This window comes from Listeria valentina (genome assembly GCF_011800755.1).
GTDB lineage: Bacteria > Bacillota > Bacilli > Lactobacillales > Listeriaceae > Listeria > Listeria valentina.
The window spans coordinates 1-18,474 of record NZ_JAATJW010000025.1 but is presented as its reverse complement, the minus strand read 5'-3'; the positions used below and the strand labels follow the sequence as shown (position 1 = coordinate 18,474).

Below are 18,474 nucleotides of genomic sequence, written 5' to 3'. Positions count from 1 at the left end.
ATTCACCTACCTTTTCAATTGTTTTTTTATTCGTTTCACTTGATCCTCAAGCGCTTCTTTTTCACGGTCCGACAACTCACTTTTGGCAGGCTCCGTCTCTTCTTTATTAAACCAATCCGGCAAAACTTCAGTTCGTTTTTTACTGGAAAACTGCGATGCCCGGTTGAACTTTCTTTTTTCCTCGGGTTCCTCTTGCAGTCGTTTATATTTTTCGTGCTCAGCAAGTGCAAGCTCCATGGCTTCTTTTGCTGTTTTCACGTTTTTCCGTTTCCAGTGTGCCGCGATGGTCATCATGTAATTTCGCGAAATTTTCCCATCCAGTCTTAGCAAAACATATTCAATCAATACATTCATAACCGGTTGAGGTAAATTTTGCTTAGTCATGACTTCTTCGATCACACGTAAATCCGTTTCAGCCGGTTCAGCACCATCCGCAATATCAATCAAAAGTTGAAAAGGCGTCACGCTCTCAAGATAAACTTGGAGAGCTTCTTCATCATTCACTTCCGGTTTAGGCTGTGTCTCAGCTTGAGTGGACTCCACCCTTTGCTTCGTAGACAATTTAGGCAAGTTATGATGTTTCAATTGATAGCTTTCCCGTATAATTTTCCTGAGCTGTTCAAGCTGGATAACACCACGCGCATCAAGCGATCTGTATAAGAACGAAGGGATATCGCTTTCTTCTACTTGATAAATCGCGTGCATCTTTAAAATCGTATCTTTGACAGGCTCAGTGATTTGCTCTCGACTCAGCATGTTCGGAGAAAGAAGCTCGTAAAAGTAAGTCCAGTCAAACTCTTTTGAATCAAGCTGGATTTCCGTTGCCGCTTTTGCTTCTATAAATTCAGCTTCAACAGGGATTTCAGGCGTTTTGTCGCCGCCACGAAATGGCTCAAACACATCCTGAAAGTTTCTTGTCACATCGCTATAACCAGTGGAATCAAATTTTTGATCGACGAATAATTGCTGTAATTCTTGATAACGCTTATGCCCGACTTGGCTAAATAAATAAATATTTAATAGTCCATCTTCAAAAAACTGTCTCGGCGATAGCGGAGCCAAGAGTTCATAAACAAAAGTTTGATCCTCAAGTCCTGCCTTTTTGTAAGAGCGTACAAGACCAAGCCCTTCAAGTTTAAGGCGCGCTTCAAAAAAAGCTTTAAGCGAGATACCAAGAGACGTGAGCAACTGTGAATGAGGTTTTGCTTTACTCCAAAGCTTATTTTCCTCTACTTCTTCAAGCAGGGAAAAATAAAGAGATAGAGCATTTGCTCCCATGAGTGGCTGATACAGTTTAAGCAGCACTTTGCGATCAAATTCTGTAATAACACCCTCTGCCTTTACCTTATATCCATCAACAGGTCGTAATTCCATCCAAAATTCAGTCAAGCGTTTCTCACCCTTTATTGTTTTTGTCCATTAACTCCTTCAGCTCATCGACAAACACATTAATATCTTTAAACTGACGATATACTGAAGCAAAACGCACATAAGCAACTTCGTCAAGCTTCGCAAGTTTATCCATCACTTTTTCGCCAATTAAATCGGAATCAATTTCACTTTCACCAAGTGCACGCAGTTCCCGCTCTACTTCCGAAACAATATCTTCCAATTGTTCAATACTTACCGGTCTTTTTTCACAAGCACGAATTAAACCACGACGAACCTTTTCTCGTGCAAATTCTTCCCGCGCTCCATCTTTTTTTACAACAATCAGCGGACTTTCTTCCACCTTTTCGAAAGTTGTAAATCGGAAGCCACATTTTTCACACTCGCGTCGTCTTCTGATCGAATTCCCATCATCTGCTGGGCGTGAATCCACCACTCGAGTTCCATTATATTTACAAGACGGACATTTCAAATTTCATTCACTCCCATCATTTCGCTCTATTATACCATGCCTTTTAAGGTCGTGTAAAAGTTCATTTACTTGTTTCTCAGTTTCTTGTTTCGTCCCACTATTATCCACGACAAAATCGGCTAGTTTTACTTTGTCATTAATGGGCATTTGGGCACGAATTCGAGCAAGAGCTTCCTCCTTTGAAAGCCCATTTCGAGCCATCAAACGAGAAAGCTCAATTTCTTCTGTTGTCGCAACTACAAGCACCCGATCAACTAGATCTGTTAACTGGCTTTCATAGAGGAGTGGAATATCGAGGACAACAATCGACTCACCAGCGCGAAACAAGCGATCACGTTCGCTCAGCATCTCTTCGCGCACGAGCGGATGAACAATCTCATTTAGTTGTTCGCGTTTTGCGTCATCATGAAAAATAATCTCCCCAAGTTTCGCTCGGTTTAATTCCCCATCTAAAAGCACATCTGCTCCAAAAGAGGAGATAATTTTCTCAAGTCCAACCGTTCCTTTTTCAACCACTTTTCGTGCTACAATGTCAGCATCAATAACAGCTATCCCAGCGCTTACAAGCATTTGGCTGACCGTAGATTTTCCCGTTGCAATACTTCCCGTGAGTCCCAGTGTGAATCCCATTTTCTTCACCTCTATTTTTGACAATGCGGACAAAAATGCGTGCCGCGACCATTTAACTTAATCTTTTCAATCAAGGTTCCACAAGTCGGACAAGGTTCGCCTTCATGCCCATAAACCACTAACTTTTCTTGAAAGCGTCCTAATTCCCCTTGTGAGTTTACATATGTTCGAATCGTTGAGCCGCCGAGTGCAACCGCTTCTTCCATGATCGCCATCGTTTCCTCATAGACCCGACTTACTTCGAGCTTTGAAAGCGAGTTAGCTGCCCGAGTTGGCAATACTTTTGCCCGATAGCAAATCTCATCCGCATAAATATTTCCAACTCCTGCCACTAATTTTTGATCGAGCAAAATCGTTTTAATTGCTCGAGTTGACTTTTTCAAGCGAGAACGGAAAGGTGCAAGTTCAAAACTTCCAGGAAAAGGTTCCGGTCCCAGTTTTAAAATAGATTTTGTATCGGCTTCCCCGTATTTTTTAATCCATTCCATCGTGCCAAACTTGCGAACATCTAAAAATCTCAGTTCGGTATGATCCGTAAAATGAAAACGAATATGCGTGTGCTTGCTCACTTCGTCTGTATCCTTGTTTAAGCGGAATTTTCCTTCCATCCGCAAATGAGAAAGTAAAGAGCAGTTGGTTAAATCAAAAACTAAAAATTTCCCGCGTCTGCGTACAGCTTCAAACTCCTCACCAACAAGCGCTAATTTAAATTCATCAGGATCCCCATTTACAATCATCTTAGGGACGCCCACCGAAACGTGATCAATTTTTTTCCCAACAACAAGTTCATTTAACGTCTTTCGTACATTTTCGACTTCTGGTAATTCTGGCATGTTTACTTAACTCCTTTTATTTCGCATCATACCAAGTGTCACCAAATGCAGCATCCGCTTTGAGCGGTACATCAAGCGTAACCGCATTTTCCATCACATCTGGTACAATTTTTTCAAGTATTTTAATTTCCTTTTCAGGTGCTTCAAAAATCAATTCATCGTGCACTTGAAGAAGTAAGCGAGCTTGTAATTTTTCTTTTTCTAACCGTTCACTCATCAAAATCATTGCTTTTTTAATAATATCAGCCGCACTTCCTTGAATAGGTGTATTCATCGCAGTACGTTCAGCAAAGCTACGAACATTAAAGTTACGACTCGTAATCTCCGGAATATAGCGGCGACGATGTAAGATCGTTTCCACATATCCGGTTTCTTTCGCTTGCCGTACGATTTCATGCATATATTCATGAACCGCCGGATAGCTTTCAAAATAACGATCAATAAATGCCTTTGCTTCTTTTCGAGTAATGCCTAGATTTTGTGATAACCCGTAATCACTAATCCCATAAACGATTCCAAAGTTAACAGCCTTCGCTTGACGGCGCATCAAAGAATCCACTTGGTCCTTCTCAACATGGAAAACATCCATTGCAGTTTTCGTATGGATATCATAATCATGCTTAAACGCATAAATTAAATTTTCGTCTTTTGAAATGTGCGCTAGTACGCGAAGCTCTACTTGCGAGTAATCCGCCGAGAAAATTTTCCAGCCCGGTTCACTAGGAACAAACGCTTGGCGAATCTTCCGCCCTTCTTCAAGACGAATAGGAATGTTTTGCAAGTTTGGATCAACGGAACTTAATCGACCAGTCTGAGCAAGTGTTTGATTAAAACGTGTATGCACTTTATGCGTCTTTTTATCCGTCACTTTAAGCAACCCCTCAATATAAGTCGACTGAAGTTTTCCTAGCTGGCGATAAGTTAAGATTTCTTCGATAATCGGGTGCTGCCCAGATAACGCTTCAAGCACATCTGCCGCAGTTGAATAGCCCGTTTTCGTTTTTTTAATCACCGGAAGCCCAAGCTTTTCGAATAAAACAACCCCCAGTTGCTTCGGCGAATTAATGTTAAATTCATAACCTGCTAAACTGTGAATTGATTTTTCAAGCGTGTCAATTCGTTCAGCAAGTTCGGCTTTCATTTCTAGCAAACGATCTGTATCCACACGAACCCCGAAAATTTCCATTTTTGCAAGAACAAATGAAAGTGGCAATTCAAGACTTGTCAGCAAGTCTAGTTGTTCATTTTCTTCTAAATCACGTGTCAGAGGCGCTTCAAGTTCAAAAATCGCAACGGCTTTGTGTGCCAAATGATCTGCGACAATCACTTCTTCCGGGACTCGATATTTAGCGCCTTTCCCATAAACCGCTTCATCAGTTTGAACATTGCTGAAATTATGTTGTCTTGCTACACTTGCAAAGTCATCAATCGTTTCAGAAGGGTTTAATAAATAAGAAGCGAGCATCACATCAAATTTTACTCCTTGGATTTCTAAGCCTAGTCGGTTGAGCGCCACTGTGATCTTTTTCGCATCATAGACAAGTTTCGTCTTATCTTTTGAAAGCGCCCATTCTTTAAAAGCAGAACTTTTCTGAGCAGTTTCAGCTGTAAAGAAAAAAGTTCCTACTTCAGAGTGTAAAGAAAAGCCAACGAAAAGAGCTGTATGATAATTATCATTTTCAAGCTCCACATAAAGCGAAGCAGGTGACGCAAAATGGGCCTCTGTAAGTGTCGTTACGACTTCAAAATCAATTTCCCCAACCTCAGCTGCTGCTTCATCTGTAGACTCACCATCTAAATTTTTCAAAATTGATTTAAAATCCATCTCTTTTAAAAAGGGGACGACTTTTTCCGTTTGAAAACCAGAATAATTGGTATCCGAAAGCTTCACTTCAACGGGCGAATCCGTATTGATTGTCGCCAGTTCTTTACTTAAAAGCGCTAAATCTTTATTATCGATCACTTTTTCTTGTAATTTCTTACCCGTTATCTCATCAGCATGATCAAGTACGCTTTCCACGGTACCACCATATTGGTGAAGCAATTTCAGTGCCGTTTTCTCGCCAACGCCAGGAATTCCAGGGATATTATCTGATGAATCTCCCATTAATCCTTTCATATCAATGATTTGTGCTGGAGTGAGATCATATTTTTCGCGTAAAGTCTCAGGCGTATTTTTCTCCATGTCTGTGATCCCTTTTTTGGTGATGTAAACCGTTGTTTCGTCACTCGCTAATTGCGTTAAATCACGATCCCCGGTGATAATAATTGTCTCAAACTTGTCTTGTTCCGCTTTTTTAGCAAGTGTTCCAATAATATCATCTGCTTCATAATCTTTCAGTTCATAGTGAGGAATATCATAAGCATCAAGCAGTTCTCTAATAAAAGGAAACTGTTCACTTAGTTCGCTTGGTGTTTTTTGTCGGCCACCCTTGTAACCTTTAAAAGTTTGATGACGAAATGTTGTTTTCCCTGCATCAAAAGCCACAAGAACGTGATCGGGCTTTTCGTTTTCCAGTACGTTATTCAACATCATAGCAAAACCATATACAGCATTTGTGTAAATCCCTTTTTCGTTTGTTAAAAGCGGAAGTGCATAAAATGCGCGGTTCGCAATGCTGTTTCCATCAATTAAAATTAATTTACTCACAGGAAAAATCCTCCTCGTTTTCAAGTTTTCACTTGCATACATTTTACCATAATTTGGCATGAGATGAATAGTTTGAGGTCTAAATGAAAAAAGAGCGCGAACAGTTATCGCGCTCTTTTTAAAATACGAACAAAATTGAATTGAATTTAAATTACAACCCAGAATAAACGAACTATGTTAAAGGTTTCTAATTAATTCATCCGCGAATTCAGAGCATTTAAGTTCAGTTGCTCCATCCATCAATCGAGCAAAATCATAAGTCACCGTTTTAGCTTGAATTGTGTTTTCCATCGAATGTGTAATGAGTTCTGCGGCTTCGCTCCAACCTAGATGTTCTAAAAGCAAAGTTCCAGAAAGAATAACAGAAGATGGATTAACTTTATCAAGTCCAGCATATTTTGGCGCAGTTCCGTGTGTTGCTTCAAAAATAGCATGTCCTGTTTGATAGTTTATGTTGGCGCCAGGAGCAATTCCGATTCCGCCAACTTGAGCAGCGAGTGCATCGGAAATGTAGTCCCCATTTAAGTTCATAGTCGCAACTACATCAAACTCAGCTGGTCGGGTTAAAATTTGTTGCAAAAAGATATCTGCAATCGAATCTTTAATAAGGATTTTTCCAGCATCTAAAGCTTCTTTTTGCTTCAAATCAGCTGCTTCTGCGCCTTCTACTTCTTTAATGCGATCATATTCGTTCCATGTAAAGACTTGATCTTTGAATTCTCGTTCGCAAAGCTCATAGCCCCACTGCTTAAAAGCACCTTCTGTGAACTTCATGATATTGCCTTTGTGGACTAAAGTAACAGATTTGCGATTCTCTTTTAAGGCATATTCAACAGCTGAACGAACCAGTCTCTCTGTTCCTTCTTTTGAAATAGGCTTAACACCAATTCCAGATGTTTCAGGGAAGCGGATATTTTTAACACCAAATTCCGATTCAAGAAATTGAATCAATTTTTGCGCTTCTTTGCTGCCTTCTTTAAATTCAATACCAGCATAAATATCTTCTGTGTTTTCCCTAAAAATAACCATATCTGTTTCTTCAGGACGTTTAACTGGGGATGGAACTCCTGTAAAGTAACGTACTGGGCGCAAGCAGACATAGAGATCTAAAACTTGTCTCAGTGCAACATTTAACGACCGGATCCCACCACCAATTGGCGTTGTTAGCGGTCCCTTAATAGCAATCAAATAGTCGGAAATCACATCAAGCGTTTCTTGTGGTAACCATTCACCGGTTTGCTTAAAAGCTTTTTCGCCCGCTAAAACTTCTTTCCATTCGATTTTACGTGTACCTTGATAGGCTTTTTCGACTGCTGCATCTAGCACTCGCTTTGCAGCGCGCCAAATATCAGGGCCCGTTCCATCTCCTTCGATAAATGGAATAATGGGTTCATTAGGGGTATGAAGCAACCCGTTTTTTACTTGGATTTTTTCAGCCATATCTTAGAAACTCCTCCTTATATCCGTTCTTCAATAGGTAAATATTTACGATCTTCAGGGCCTACATAAATAGCTCGAGGTCGAATTAAGCGGTTATCTCGATATTGCTCAAAAATATGCGCCAACCAGCCAGAAACTCGACTTACAGAAAACACAAGTGTAAATAAATCTACATCAATTCCAAGCGCGTGATAAACGGATGCAGAATAGAAATCAACGTTTGGTCGAAGATGCTTCAACTCCCAAACCGCTTCCTCGATTTGGCAAGAAAGTGCATACCACTTTTCTTCCTCGGTTTCACTTGTCAAAAGTTGTGACATTGCTTTCAAATGCTTAGCACGTGGATCCCCATTTTGATAAACACGGTGTCCGAAACCCATAATTTTTTGTTTTTGGTCAATTTTATATTGTATGTAGTCTTTTACGTTGCTTGAAGCACGGTCGATTTCTTCGAGCATATCAAAAACACGTTCATTGGCTCCACCGTGAAGCGGTCCTTTTAATGCCCCAATTGCTGCTGTCACACCTGAATACACATCAGAAAGAGTGGCAACGCAAACGCGTGCAGTAAATGTAGAAGCATTAAATTCATGATCCGCATGCAAAACAAGTGCTTTATTCATTGCTTCAACTGACAGCGGGTCAGCTTCTTCTCCGGTTAGCATGTATAAAAAATTCGCAGCAACACTCAAATCATCACGTGGTGGAATCGGATCTAGACCGCGACGGATACGAGAAAACGCAGCTACAATCGTTGGCATTTTAGCTTGCAGACGTAATCCTTTTTTATAAATCGATTCTCCGTCGTCTAGCTCGGACTCTGTATCAAAAACACCGAGCATCGAAACAGTGGTCCGTAGTACACTCATCGGATGCAATTTTTGATGGTGTTGCATTCTAAGACTAGTGATGATGGTCTCAGATACAGCCATATGCTCTTTAATTTCAACTTGAAAATTCGCTAATTCATCTTTGTTTGGCAGTCTGAGATGCCAAAGCAAATAAATGACCTCTTCAAAACTGACATTGTTTTCAACCAAATCATCAATACTATACCCAACATATTTGAGCGTGTCATCCACAATGGAACTGATTGAAGTCTCTGCGACATATACATTTTCGAGCCCTTTAGAAACTGTCATCTAAATCCTCCTTCATAAAGCATTATTGAACTTGTTATTTGCTAGTGAAAAACGTAATCGCTTGCATCGCTACAAAGGCAATCCCAGAAGCGATGACAGGACCTGCGGCGATACCTCGGAAAAGTGCCACAGCTAAAATCGTTCCAAATACAAGCGAAACTGTAATTTGCGGGTCTTGCGACATATAGCCGACTCCTTTTCTCGATAAAATGGAAACAAGAATCCCTGCACTTAAACCTACCCAGCCTGCGAGCGATTTAAACGAATCGAATAAATCTTTAAAGCCAATTTGTCCAGTTGCGATTGGTATCAAAATAGCAATCGTAATAATCGTAACTCCCCAGTTAATTCCCTTTGATTGAATGACTTCCATCACTTTCGTGTTACCAGCAAAGAGCTTGAGGATAATCACAACTGCAACTGCAATAATTAATGAATTGTTTTTTGCAAGGACACCAAGCGCTAAAAAAAGTAGTAAAAATAACATGCTTTCCGTAAACATAATGAACACCTTTCGCTACCTTAAGGGATTTCCATAAGATAAAAAATATTATAGCATAAAAATAGAATTTAGCATAAAATAAACCTATATCATTTCTGAAACTCCATAAGTAAAACAAATTATCCGATTGGAGAAACAAGCGAGCTAACTGAGCCCGCTTGTTACATATCGAAATAATAGGGATTGGATTGTTTGCTTTGTTTGGCAAACCATTTTGTAAGCTTCGGCTTAATAAGGCGTCGAACAAATGGGATGAATAATAACAGCCCAACTACAGTTGTTAAAATCCCCGGTATTGTAAAGAACAATGCGGAAAAGAAAAAACAAACCGTATCAAGCAAATACGGGGCAACCGTTCGGCCATCTAAAATATTTCGTAAGAGCGTTCCGCCAACTTTTTTAAACATATAAATTCCAAAAGTAGTAGACAAAATTTGAATTAAAAGAAGCGGCCAAAATCCGATCCACTGGAATAACCATACATAAACAATCAATTCGACAAGACCATAAGCAGCCCAGTACGCAAACATATTTTTCAAAACATCAACTCCAGTTTATCTTCTATCCCCTTATTATAACTCATTTGCAAAGAATTAAAAAACATAACGAAAAAAAGACCCTTCAAGTGCAATTTCTGCACTTGAAGGGTCTGAAATTTTTTCTTAGTGAGTTGCTGTTTTTCCGTTATAGACAGCGCCTTGACGAGAATCAACTGTAATTGTTTCTCCATCATTGATAAGTGTAGTTGCGTCTTTTGCACCTACAACAACTGGAATTCCTAAGTTGATTCCAACAACTGCTGCATGACTTGTTAAGCCGCCTTCTTCAACCACAACTGCTGCACTTTTCTCGAACGCAGGCATAATTTCTTTATCTGTTGTTTTGACAACAAGGATTCCTCCTTGTTCTGCTTTTTCAAGCGCTTCTTTGCTTGTTTTAGCAACAATCGCTTTTCCGCTTACAGATTCACGACCAACTCCTTGGCCTTTTACTACTTTTTCACCGATCAATTGAATTTTCATCAAGTTTGTTGTTCCACTTTCAGTAACAGGAACACCTGCAGTGATAATAATCAAATCGCCTTGTTGAGCAAGCCCAGAATCAAGTGATTCTTTTACTGCTAGATCAAACATATCATCTGTATTTTGTACAGGTTTAGCTAAACGTGCATAAACTCCCCAAGAAAGGGCAAGCGAACGGCAAACATGTTCGTTAAAAGTAACTGCTAGAATATGCGATTTTGGACGATATTTTGAGATCATACGGGCAGTATGACCACTTTGAGTCGCTGCAACAATTGTTTGAACATCTAAATTACGAGCAGTGTGGCCAACAGCTTGACCAATTGCTTCCGTCATATCCGTATTTGGATGCATCTTAAGTGCAAATTTATCTTGTGTAATTAACGCTTCCTCAGTACGAAGTGCAATTTTCGCCATCATTTGAACAGCTTCAACTGGATAATCCCCTGCAGCAGTTTCTCCAGAGAGCATAATTGCATCTGTACCATCAAAAATGGCATTCGCAACGTCAGACGCTTCTGCACGAGTTGGACGTGGGTTGCGTTGCATGGAATCAAGCATTTGAGTAGCTGTTACAACAGGTTTCCCTAACTTATTACATTTTCTGATAAGTTCTTTTTGAACGATCGGAACTTCTTCAGCCGGGATTTCAACCCCAAGGTCACCACGAGCAACCATCAAACCTTGAGAAACTTGAAGAATTTCATCGATGTTATCGACACCTTCTTGGTTTTCGATTTTAGGAATGATTTGAACGTGTGTCGCATCATGATCTTCTAGAATCTTTGTGATTTCAAGAACATCAGAAGCACGACGTACAAATGAAGCTGCAATGAAGTCAATACCTTGTTCTAAGCCGAAACGAATATCGTTTGCATCTTTTTCAGTGATTCCAGGAAGATTAATGGAAACGTTTGGCACGTTTACGCCTTTTTTGTTCTTCAACACACCAGGGTTAAGAACTTTTGTTACAAGCTCACGGTTAGCATTGTCTTTTTCAGTCACTTCTAGTCCGATAAGACCATCATCGAGCAAAATACTTGAGCCAATCTCTACATCATCAAAAAGTTCGGCATAAGTAACCGAGAACTTTTCTTTTGTTCCTTCAACAGGTGACATTGCAATGCGAACAATATCGCCTTCGGAAAATTCTACTTTTCCACCTGCCATATCGTTTGTACGAATTTCCGGACCTTTAGTATCAAGTAAAAGAGCTACCGGAGTTCCTGTAATTTTTGCAGCTTCACGAATGTTCTTGATTCGTGCACCATGTTCTTCATAGTCACCATGGGAAAAATTAAGTCGAGCTACGTTCATACCCGATTCAATTAATTTTACTAGCGTATCAACGGATTCACTAGCAGGTCCAATGGTACAAATAATTTTCGTTTTTTTCATCTTCACTACTCCTCCTAGAACTACCTATTCATATACACATTATAAACACATCTACTACATTTTACCAGTAACAGCCTTGTGAAACAAGTTGTTTGTGAAAAAACAATCAAACTTAAACTAGGAACTTTATTCTCAGCTAAATAAGAATGATTCTTGTTTTCAAAAATTGTTTTCAAAATCGCACTTGAAAAAGGTCACTAAAAACGCTTTAGTGACCTTTTTGTTAAATCGAAAGAATAGATGCTAGGTTTAGCATATCGTCATTTAAATGATGTTTTTCTTTTAATATTTCTGTGATGTCATTTTCAACAATTTTATTTTCGCGAATTCCGACAGCTAATCCACCGCGATTTTCAAGTAAGAGATCAACTGCACGAGCCCCTAAACGGCTTGCAAGTACACGGTCGAATGCAGTCGGGCTTCCACCACGTTGAACATGGCCAAGAACAGTCACACGCGCATGATAATCTCCGTATTGCGCAAGGCGTTCCGCAAACTCGTTGCCGGACATAACACCCTCAGCAACAACGATAATGCTGTGTTTTTTACCACGTTCACGCCCTTTATTTAAGCGACCAACAATATCATCCATATTGAATTCAAGCTCTGGAACGATAATCGCTTCGGCACCACCAGCTAAGCCAGACCAAAGCGCGATATCTCCTGCGTCACGTCCCATTACTTCGATGATAAATGTACGTTCATGACTTGTTGCAGTATCACGAATTTTATCTAGGGCATCTAATACAGTATTTAACGCTGTATCGAATCCAATTGTGAAGTCGGTTCCTGAAATATCATTATCAATCGTTCCAGGAATTCCAATTGTTGGGAAACCACGTTTTGTAAGGGCTTCAGCACCATGGTAAGAGCCATCTCCGCCAATAACTACAAGTCCATCAATTTGATGTTTTTTAAGTTGTTCAATCCCTTTTAACTGACCTTCTTCTGTTGCGAATTCAGGATAACGGGCAGAATATAGGAATGTCCCACCGCGTTGAACCAAGTCACCCACAGAACCAAGTTCGAGTTTATGGATATCTCCATTTACAAGTCCAAGAAAGCCGTAATTAATTCCATAAACTTCTAGACCTTCATAAATAGCTTTACGCACAACAGCTCGGGCTGCAGCATTCATGCCTGGCGCGTCGCCACCACTCGTTAATATCGCAATACGTTTCATTTTTACTACCACCTCAGACTACGATTATTTTTCCATCACACGGTAACTATTTTACCCTAATTCCTTCGAAATGAAAAGTCTCAGTACAGCATTTTTCAGAGCTTTTCTAGCGATAAATAACTCCTTCTGAAATTGGTACTTTTAACAAAAGCTTTATTTATGCAAGAAACAAACATATTGGTCTATACAAATTATTTTTGTGAAAAAAGTTCTTAATGAGCTGTTTAGTGTAAAAAACATATAAAAAGCGTATTGACTCAGTCAATACGCTTTTTATTAGGATTCGTAAATCCCAATTTTTTTGAATTTATCATAACGCTGTTCAACGAGTTGATCTTCCGTGAACGCCATAAGTGTATGAATAGACTTCGAAAGCGTTTGATCAATCAATTCAGCTTGCTTTTTCAAATCATGGTGCGCGCCGCCACGGATCTCAGGTATAATACCATCAATAATTTCAAGTTCATAGAGATCATCTGCAGCAATTCGCATTGATTCCGCTGCCTTTTTAGCAAGACTCGCATCTTTCCACAAAATAGCTGCCGCTCCTTCAGGTGTGATTACCGAAAAAACAGCATTTTCAAGCATGAAAATTTGGTTCCCTGCTCCGAGTGCAAGTGCGCCGCCACTTCCACCTTCACCAATAACAATCGAAATGATAGGTACTTTCATATCGCTCATTTCATACAAATTTCGCGCAATCGCTTCGCTTTGGCCACGTTCTTCAGCTGCTTGACCTGGATAAGCTCCTTTTGTATCAATTAAACAAATAATCGGACGTCGAAACTTGTTGGCTTGCTTCATGAGACGTAGAGATTTTCGAAAACCTTCTGGATGAGGCATCCCGAAATTGCGACGCAAATTATCTTTCGTGTCTTTACCGCGTTGATGCCCGATAACCGTGACAGGAATTCCTTTATATTTTGCGATTCCGCCAACAATAGCTGCATCATCTCCAAAATAGCGGTCACCATGAAGTTCCATAAAGTCATCAAATAGATACGGGATATAATCAAGCGTTGTCGGCCTTTCTGGATGGCGAGCTACTTGGAATTTATCCCACGCTGTCATATTTCCATAAATTTCTGCTTCTAATTTTTCAAGTCGCTGCTCAAGCTTTTCGATTTCTTTTGAGAGATCGACTTCCGACTTGGCATTATATTCTTTTAGATCTGCAATTTTTGTACGAAGTTCTAAAACTGGTTTTTCAAAATCCATATCATTCGCCAACGGAAGTTCCCTCCTCATCTTCTTCAGGTTCTTGGTGGTGAAAAGCCAATACAAAATGCAACTTCTCTTTCAGTTCAAGGCGTGAAATAACCTCATCAAGTTGACCGTGTTTTAGTAAAAATTCCGAGGTCTGAAAATCCTCCGGTAACTCTTCACGAACGGTTTGTTCAATAACACGTCTTCCGGCAAAGCCGATAAGAGCGCCTGGTTCAGCAAAGTTAAAATCGCCAAGCGAAGCAAAGCTAGCCGAAACACCACCCGTTGTTGGATGTGTCATCACAGTAATGGCTAAACCACCATGATTACTAAATCGCTTAAAAGCAGCAGATGTTTTCGCCATTTGCATGAGTGAAAGCATCCCTTCTTGCATCCTCGCACCTCCAGAAGCAGTAAAAATAACAAATGGCAGTTTTAGTTCATCTGCTTTTTCAACCGCACGGAGAATTTTTTCGCCGACCACACTTCCCATACTCGCCATTCGAAAACGTGAATCCATAACAGCAATGACTAGCTTTTCCCCTTCAATTGCTGCTGTCCCAGTTAAGATCGCTTCCTTAAGACCCGTTTTTTCTTGATCCCTTTCCACACGATCCATATAGTCTTCAAAGCCGAGTGGATTAGCTGGTCTAAGTTCAGCATCCAGTTCATTAAAAGAACCTTCATCTACTAAGTAACTAAGCCGCTTTTGGGCACCAATTGGATGATGGAAACCGCAGTGGCTACACACCATCAAATTTTTTTCCAGTTCTTTTGTGTACATGATCTTTTTGCATTGTGGGCATTTTGTCATAATCCCTTCTGGGACATCGTGTTTTGCCCCCTCTGCTGGGATCGCTGCATATTTTTTCTTCTTTGGTTTAGTAAATAAATCGCCTAACAAAGATGAAACCTCCCTACTACGCTTTCTAAATCGGATTCATAGTGGTGATAAAAATGAATAAAATAAATTAAAAGTCCCTCTTTCACACTATGAAAGTCAAAAACGAATTGCGGCAATAGTCAGCTGAAAACAGCTATTCATCACCGCAAGTCTCTTGTCCATTCTAAACTATACCATACTTTTACTTCTTTTAGGAAATGAAAAAACATTTACTTAAATACAACATTTTCCATTCCAAGCAAGCTACTGAGCTTTTCTTCTAGTTCCACAGAAAAAGAAACAGAAAAAGAATCCGAAAGTTCTACGGTTTTTTTCGTTGCCGCATAATGCAAAACGACTTTCGAATTCCCCTTAGATTCTTTCAAGAATGATTTCAATTGTTGAACTTGTTCATCGTTTGTTACCCTCAAAAATAAACGTTTTGGAGTTTCAATTTGATCCAGTCGCTCTACTTTATTAATAATCGCTTGTTTTTCTCCATTTCGCTCCTCAATTTTCACCTGCAAAGCGAGTAATTCCCCTTCTTGCAAAAGAGGATTGAAGTTTCGATAAGTCTCTGGGAAAGCAACGGCTGAAAGTTCACCGCTGTCATCCGAAACTGTTAAAAAGCTCATGTTCTCTCCTTTTTTCGTGCGAATAACTTTTGTAGAGAGCACATAAACACCAAGCAAAGCAAATTGTTTCTTGGCAGTATCCGCAAGTGAAGTGACATGTAATTTTTTCAACTTTTCTTGGTAGCGTGTAACCGGATGGGCAGACACGTATTGACCAGTATATTCTTTTTCAAGCGCAAGTTTTTCTTTTTCAGGAAATTCTTCTGCTTCTTTATAACGTGGTTTCATTGTTTGAAAGAAATCATCATCTGCTGTAAACAAATTCATTCCCCGTTCATCGTTTCCAAGTAAACTAGAGAATTGTAAAACCGCTTGAATAGAACCAATTAACGTGGCACGTGTTTTGTCAAATTCATCAAAACAGCCGGCGTAAATGAGGGCTTCTAAAATGGTAGGTGTCAATGTTTTTTGCGGAATCCGCTCACAAAAATCAAAAAAGTCTTTAAATGGTGCCTTTTTGCGTTCTTCAATGAGCGCTAAAACAAATTTATTCGGTACCTTTCGAATTACACGGAAGCTGTAGCGGATGGCAGAAGGTCCTTCGACTTGGAAATAGTAATGGCTGTGATTGATGCTTGGTGGGAGCATCTGGATCCCATATTTTTTGGCTTCCGTTACATATTGGCCAATTTTTACATCATTTCCAAACACAGAACTTAGCAATGCCGCCATAAACTCAGCCGGAAAATGCGCCTTCAAAAAAGCTAGCTGAAAAGCAATTTTAGAATAAGCCGCGGCATGACTTCGGTTAAAGCCGTAATTGGCAAAGCGGACAATCAAATCATACACTTCATTAGCACTTGTTTCTTGATAACCTTTTCGCAAGGCTCCTGCAACAAATTTTTCGCGCTGTTCATTTAACACGTCCGCCTTCTTTTTACTCACCGCTCGTCTTAAAAGATCTGCTTCGCCAAGTGAAAATCCAGCCATCGTACTGGCTACTTGCATAATTTGTTCCTGGTAAACAATCACGCCATAAGTCACTTCTAAAATAGGTTTCAAATCTTTATGCAAATAAGAAATTTGCTCTTTTCCATGTTTTCGAGCAATAAATGTATCGATTTGTTCCATTGGACCCGGACGATAAAGCGCATCTACGGCAACAATATCTTCAAATGAAGTAGGAACAAGGTTTCGAAGCACCCTTCTAATTCCATCTGATTCAAACTGGAAGACCCCCGTAGTGTCTCCCCGTTTAAAGAGCTGTAGCGTTTTTTCATCATTAAGCGGAATGTCTTGCAAAGTTAAATTTAAATCACGATTGTAGTTAACAGAACGGAGGACACGGTCGAGCAAATTTAAATTGCGCAAGCCAAGAAAGTCCATTTTAAGTAGTCCAATTTCTTCTAGATCCCCCATCGCGTATTGCGTAAGTAAGGCTTCTTGACTTCCTTGTTGAAGTGGAACTTGGTCAACAAGCGGCTCATCACTAATGACGATACCCGCTGCATGTGTGGAAATGTGGCGTGGCAGTCCTTCAATCGAGCAAGCGACTTCCCAAATCATTTCATTTTCTTTAGAAAAATGAATTTGCTTTTCTAGTCGCGGATTTTCTTTTAAAGCTTTTTCAAGCGTGATCCCAAGTGAATTTGGAATCAGCTTCGCCCATTCAGCAAGTTGGACCGAATTTAAGCCGAATGTTCGAGCTGTGTCTCTGATGGCTGCTTTTGCCGCAAGCGTCCCGAAAGTACCAATTTGCGCAACGTGTTGTTCACCGTATTTTTGTACCACATAAGCAATAACTTCATCCCGCTTATTATCTGGGAAATCCAGATCAATATCTGGCATTGTTACTCGCTCAGGGTTTAAAAAACGTTCAAACAGCAAATTATATTGAATGGGGTCAACATCAGTAATTTTAAGGACATAAGAAACAAGGGATCCCGCTGCCGAACCACGTCCAGGACCTGTTAAGATATCATGTTCACGCGCGTACTTCATCACATCCCAAACGATTAAAAAGTAATCCGCAAATCCCATATCGTTAATAACCTGCAACTCATAATGCAAGCGAGTTTCATAGTCAGATTGGCCGTCTAATCCACGATCTTTCAGCCCCTGCACTGCAACTTTTGCAAGAACATCGGTTGCACTTTGACTAGCCTCAAGAGGAAAGCGCGGCAAAAGGTGCTGATTCATTTTAATTTCTACTTGACAGCGCTCTGCAATTTTTCCAGATTCGTGCAAGGCTTTTTGTTCAAAATCAGTTGTGTAAAGAGCTTCCATTTCTGTTTGACTTGCAAAATAAGAGGGGCCAACAAGTTCGAGGGACTCCCAGTCTACCGTCGTGTTATCTCGTATCGCCACAAGCACTTCCTTTGCTTGAATATCACGTGGCAAAATATAGCGAACGTCTTTTGTTGCAGTGACCGGTATTTGATTCACTTCCGCAAAGCTTTGAATGAGCTTAGCAAGCACTGGCTGTTCTTTTTGTAAAGTCAAATAAAAATAGTCAGCGCCAACTAATTCGATGTAGTAACGCGCGACTTCACCAGCAAATTCTTCTTTTCCTTCTAGTAAAAGTTGTTCAATTTCGCCATTTTTCCCAGGTGAAAGCAGAATAAGGCCTTCCTTATAAGAATTCAGCCACTTTAACGGTAAAACTTCTTTTTCATCCCGCGTTTTGATCGCACTTGAAATTTTTAACAAATTTTGATAACCCGTCGTTGTTTCCGCAAGCAAAATGACTTCATAGTCATTCCCTTCGTGAATAACGCCTTCAACAGCTGCCGTCATTCCAATGATAGGTTTTATCCCAGTTTTCAGACACTCCTTATAAAACTCAACCGTACCATAAAGAGAGTTTTTATCCGTAATGGAAAGAGCAGAATAATGGTATTCGTCTGCCTTTTTGACAAGCTCTTTTATTCGTGCCGTACTTGATAATAAATCAAATGCACTGGCAACTTGCAAATGAATAAAGCCCATTATCCGCCCTCCTTTCTAAACATTCATTATTAACACTTATTATTATAGCGGGAAAAACTAAAAAAAGAACGTATGTTCGTATAATGAAGACCTTTATCATTTAAAGGTCTCAGACTGTAGACAAAGTAGTGAAAAACTTTGTTTACAGTCTTTTTTTAGAT

General features: G+C 39.9%; 14 protein-coding genes. All 14 read right to left on the bottom strand.

Going from position 1 to position 18,474, the window contains the following annotated elements; translation table 11 throughout:
- Positions 1-6: 6 nt before the first annotated feature.
- Positions 7-1,389: a replication initiation and membrane attachment family protein gene (locus tag HCK02_RS07585; RefSeq protein ID WP_167629532.1), complete on the bottom strand. Its 1,383-nt coding sequence runs from the start codon at positions 1,387-1,389 to the stop codon at positions 7-9.
- A 7-nt stretch (positions 1,390-1,396) separates the two neighbouring features.
- Entirely contained in the window at positions 1,397-1,861 is a 465-nt protein-coding gene (nrdR, locus tag HCK02_RS07580; protein ID WP_115752432.1) for a transcriptional regulator NrdR, read from the bottom strand.
- Positions 1,862-1,864: 3 nt separating this feature from the next.
- The gene (gene coaE / locus HCK02_RS07575; RefSeq protein ID WP_167629531.1) at positions 1,865-2,491 is read right to left on the bottom strand and encodes a dephospho-CoA kinase; all 627 of its coding nucleotides are present in this window, start codon (positions 2,489-2,491) and stop codon (positions 1,865-1,867) included.
- A gap of 11 nt (positions 2,492-2,502) precedes the next feature.
- A complete protein-coding gene (gene mutM, locus HCK02_RS07570; RefSeq protein ID WP_167629530.1) occupies positions 2,503-3,324 on the bottom strand; it encodes a DNA-formamidopyrimidine glycosylase in 822 nt (273 codons plus the stop codon).
- 16 nt (positions 3,325-3,340) lie between these two features.
- Positions 3,341-5,974, bottom strand: a complete 2,634-nt coding sequence (polA, locus tag HCK02_RS07565) for a DNA polymerase I (RefSeq protein WP_167629529.1) — start codon at positions 5,972-5,974, stop codon at positions 3,341-3,343.
- A 177-nt stretch (positions 5,975-6,151) separates the two neighbouring features.
- On the bottom strand, positions 6,152-7,414 hold the full coding sequence (gene icd, locus HCK02_RS07560; protein ID WP_167629528.1) for an NADP-dependent isocitrate dehydrogenase: 1,263 nt from the start codon (positions 7,412-7,414) through the stop codon (positions 6,152-6,154).
- A 17-nt stretch (positions 7,415-7,431) separates the two neighbouring features.
- On the bottom strand, positions 7,432-8,556 hold the full coding sequence (gene citZ / locus HCK02_RS07555; RefSeq protein WP_167629527.1) for a citrate synthase: 1,125 nt from the start codon (positions 8,554-8,556) through the stop codon (positions 7,432-7,434).
- A gap of 34 nt (positions 8,557-8,590) precedes the next feature.
- A complete protein-coding gene (locus HCK02_RS07550; RefSeq protein WP_167629526.1) occupies positions 8,591-9,058 on the bottom strand; it encodes a DUF441 domain-containing protein in 468 nt (155 codons plus the stop codon).
- Positions 9,059-9,219: 161 nt separating this feature from the next.
- Positions 9,220-9,588, bottom strand: a complete 369-nt coding sequence (locus HCK02_RS07545; RefSeq protein WP_167629544.1) for an FxsA family protein — start codon at positions 9,586-9,588, stop codon at positions 9,220-9,222.
- A gap of 132 nt (positions 9,589-9,720) precedes the next feature.
- On the bottom strand, positions 9,721-11,478 hold the full coding sequence (gene pyk / locus HCK02_RS07540) for a pyruvate kinase (protein ID WP_167629525.1): 1,758 nt from the start codon (positions 11,476-11,478) through the stop codon (positions 9,721-9,723).
- 223 nt (positions 11,479-11,701) lie between these two features.
- Entirely contained in the window at positions 11,702-12,661 is a 960-nt protein-coding gene (gene pfkA, locus HCK02_RS07535; RefSeq protein ID WP_167629524.1) for a 6-phosphofructokinase, read from the bottom strand.
- A gap of 276 nt (positions 12,662-12,937) precedes the next feature.
- Complete coding sequence (gene accA / locus HCK02_RS07530) at positions 12,938-13,891, bottom strand: acetyl-CoA carboxylase carboxyl transferase subunit alpha (RefSeq protein WP_167629523.1); 954 nt, start codon at positions 13,889-13,891, stop codon at positions 12,938-12,940.
- The gene (accD, locus tag HCK02_RS07525; protein WP_167629522.1) at positions 13,881-14,771 is read right to left on the bottom strand and encodes an acetyl-CoA carboxylase, carboxyltransferase subunit beta; all 891 of its coding nucleotides are present in this window, start codon (positions 14,769-14,771) and stop codon (positions 13,881-13,883) included. Before accD ends, accA begins: the two co-directional genes overlap by 11 nt.
- A 209-nt stretch (positions 14,772-14,980) precedes the next feature.
- Complete coding sequence (gene dnaE, locus HCK02_RS07520) at positions 14,981-18,313, bottom strand: DNA polymerase III subunit alpha (protein WP_167629521.1); 3,333 nt, start codon at positions 18,311-18,313, stop codon at positions 14,981-14,983.
- Positions 18,314-18,474 lie beyond the last annotated feature (161 nt).

Excerpts from the sequence above, each read along its gene's own strand:
- pfkA (WP_167629524.1), bottom strand. The coding sequence starts at position 12,661 with ATGAAACGTATTGCGATATTAACGAGTGGTGGCGACGCGCCAGGCATG.
- HCK02_RS07545 (WP_167629544.1), bottom strand. The coding sequence starts at position 9,588 with ATGTTTGCGTACTGGGCTGCTTATGGTCTTGTCGAATTGATTGTTTAT.
- citZ (WP_167629527.1), bottom strand. The coding sequence starts at position 8,556 with ATGACAGTTTCTAAAGGGCTCGAAAATGTATATGTCGCAGAGACTTCA.
- coaE (WP_167629531.1), bottom strand. The coding sequence starts at position 2,491 with ATGGGATTCACACTGGGACTCACGGGAAGTATTGCAACGGGAAAATCT.
- pyk (WP_167629525.1), bottom strand. The coding sequence starts at position 11,478 with ATGAAAAAAACGAAAATTATTTGTACCATTGGACCTGCTAGTGAATCC.
- dnaE (WP_167629521.1), bottom strand. The coding sequence starts at position 18,313 with ATGGGCTTTATTCATTTGCAAGTTGCCAGTGCATTTGATTTATTATCA.
- icd (WP_167629528.1), bottom strand. The coding sequence starts at position 7,414 with ATGGCTGAAAAAATCCAAGTAAAAAACGGGTTGCTTCATACCCCTAAT.
- mutM (WP_167629530.1), bottom strand. The coding sequence starts at position 3,324 with ATGCCAGAATTACCAGAAGTCGAAAATGTACGAAAGACGTTAAATGAA.
- HCK02_RS07550 (WP_167629526.1), bottom strand. The coding sequence starts at position 9,058 with ATGTTTACGGAAAGCATGTTATTTTTACTACTTTTTTTAGCGCTTGGT.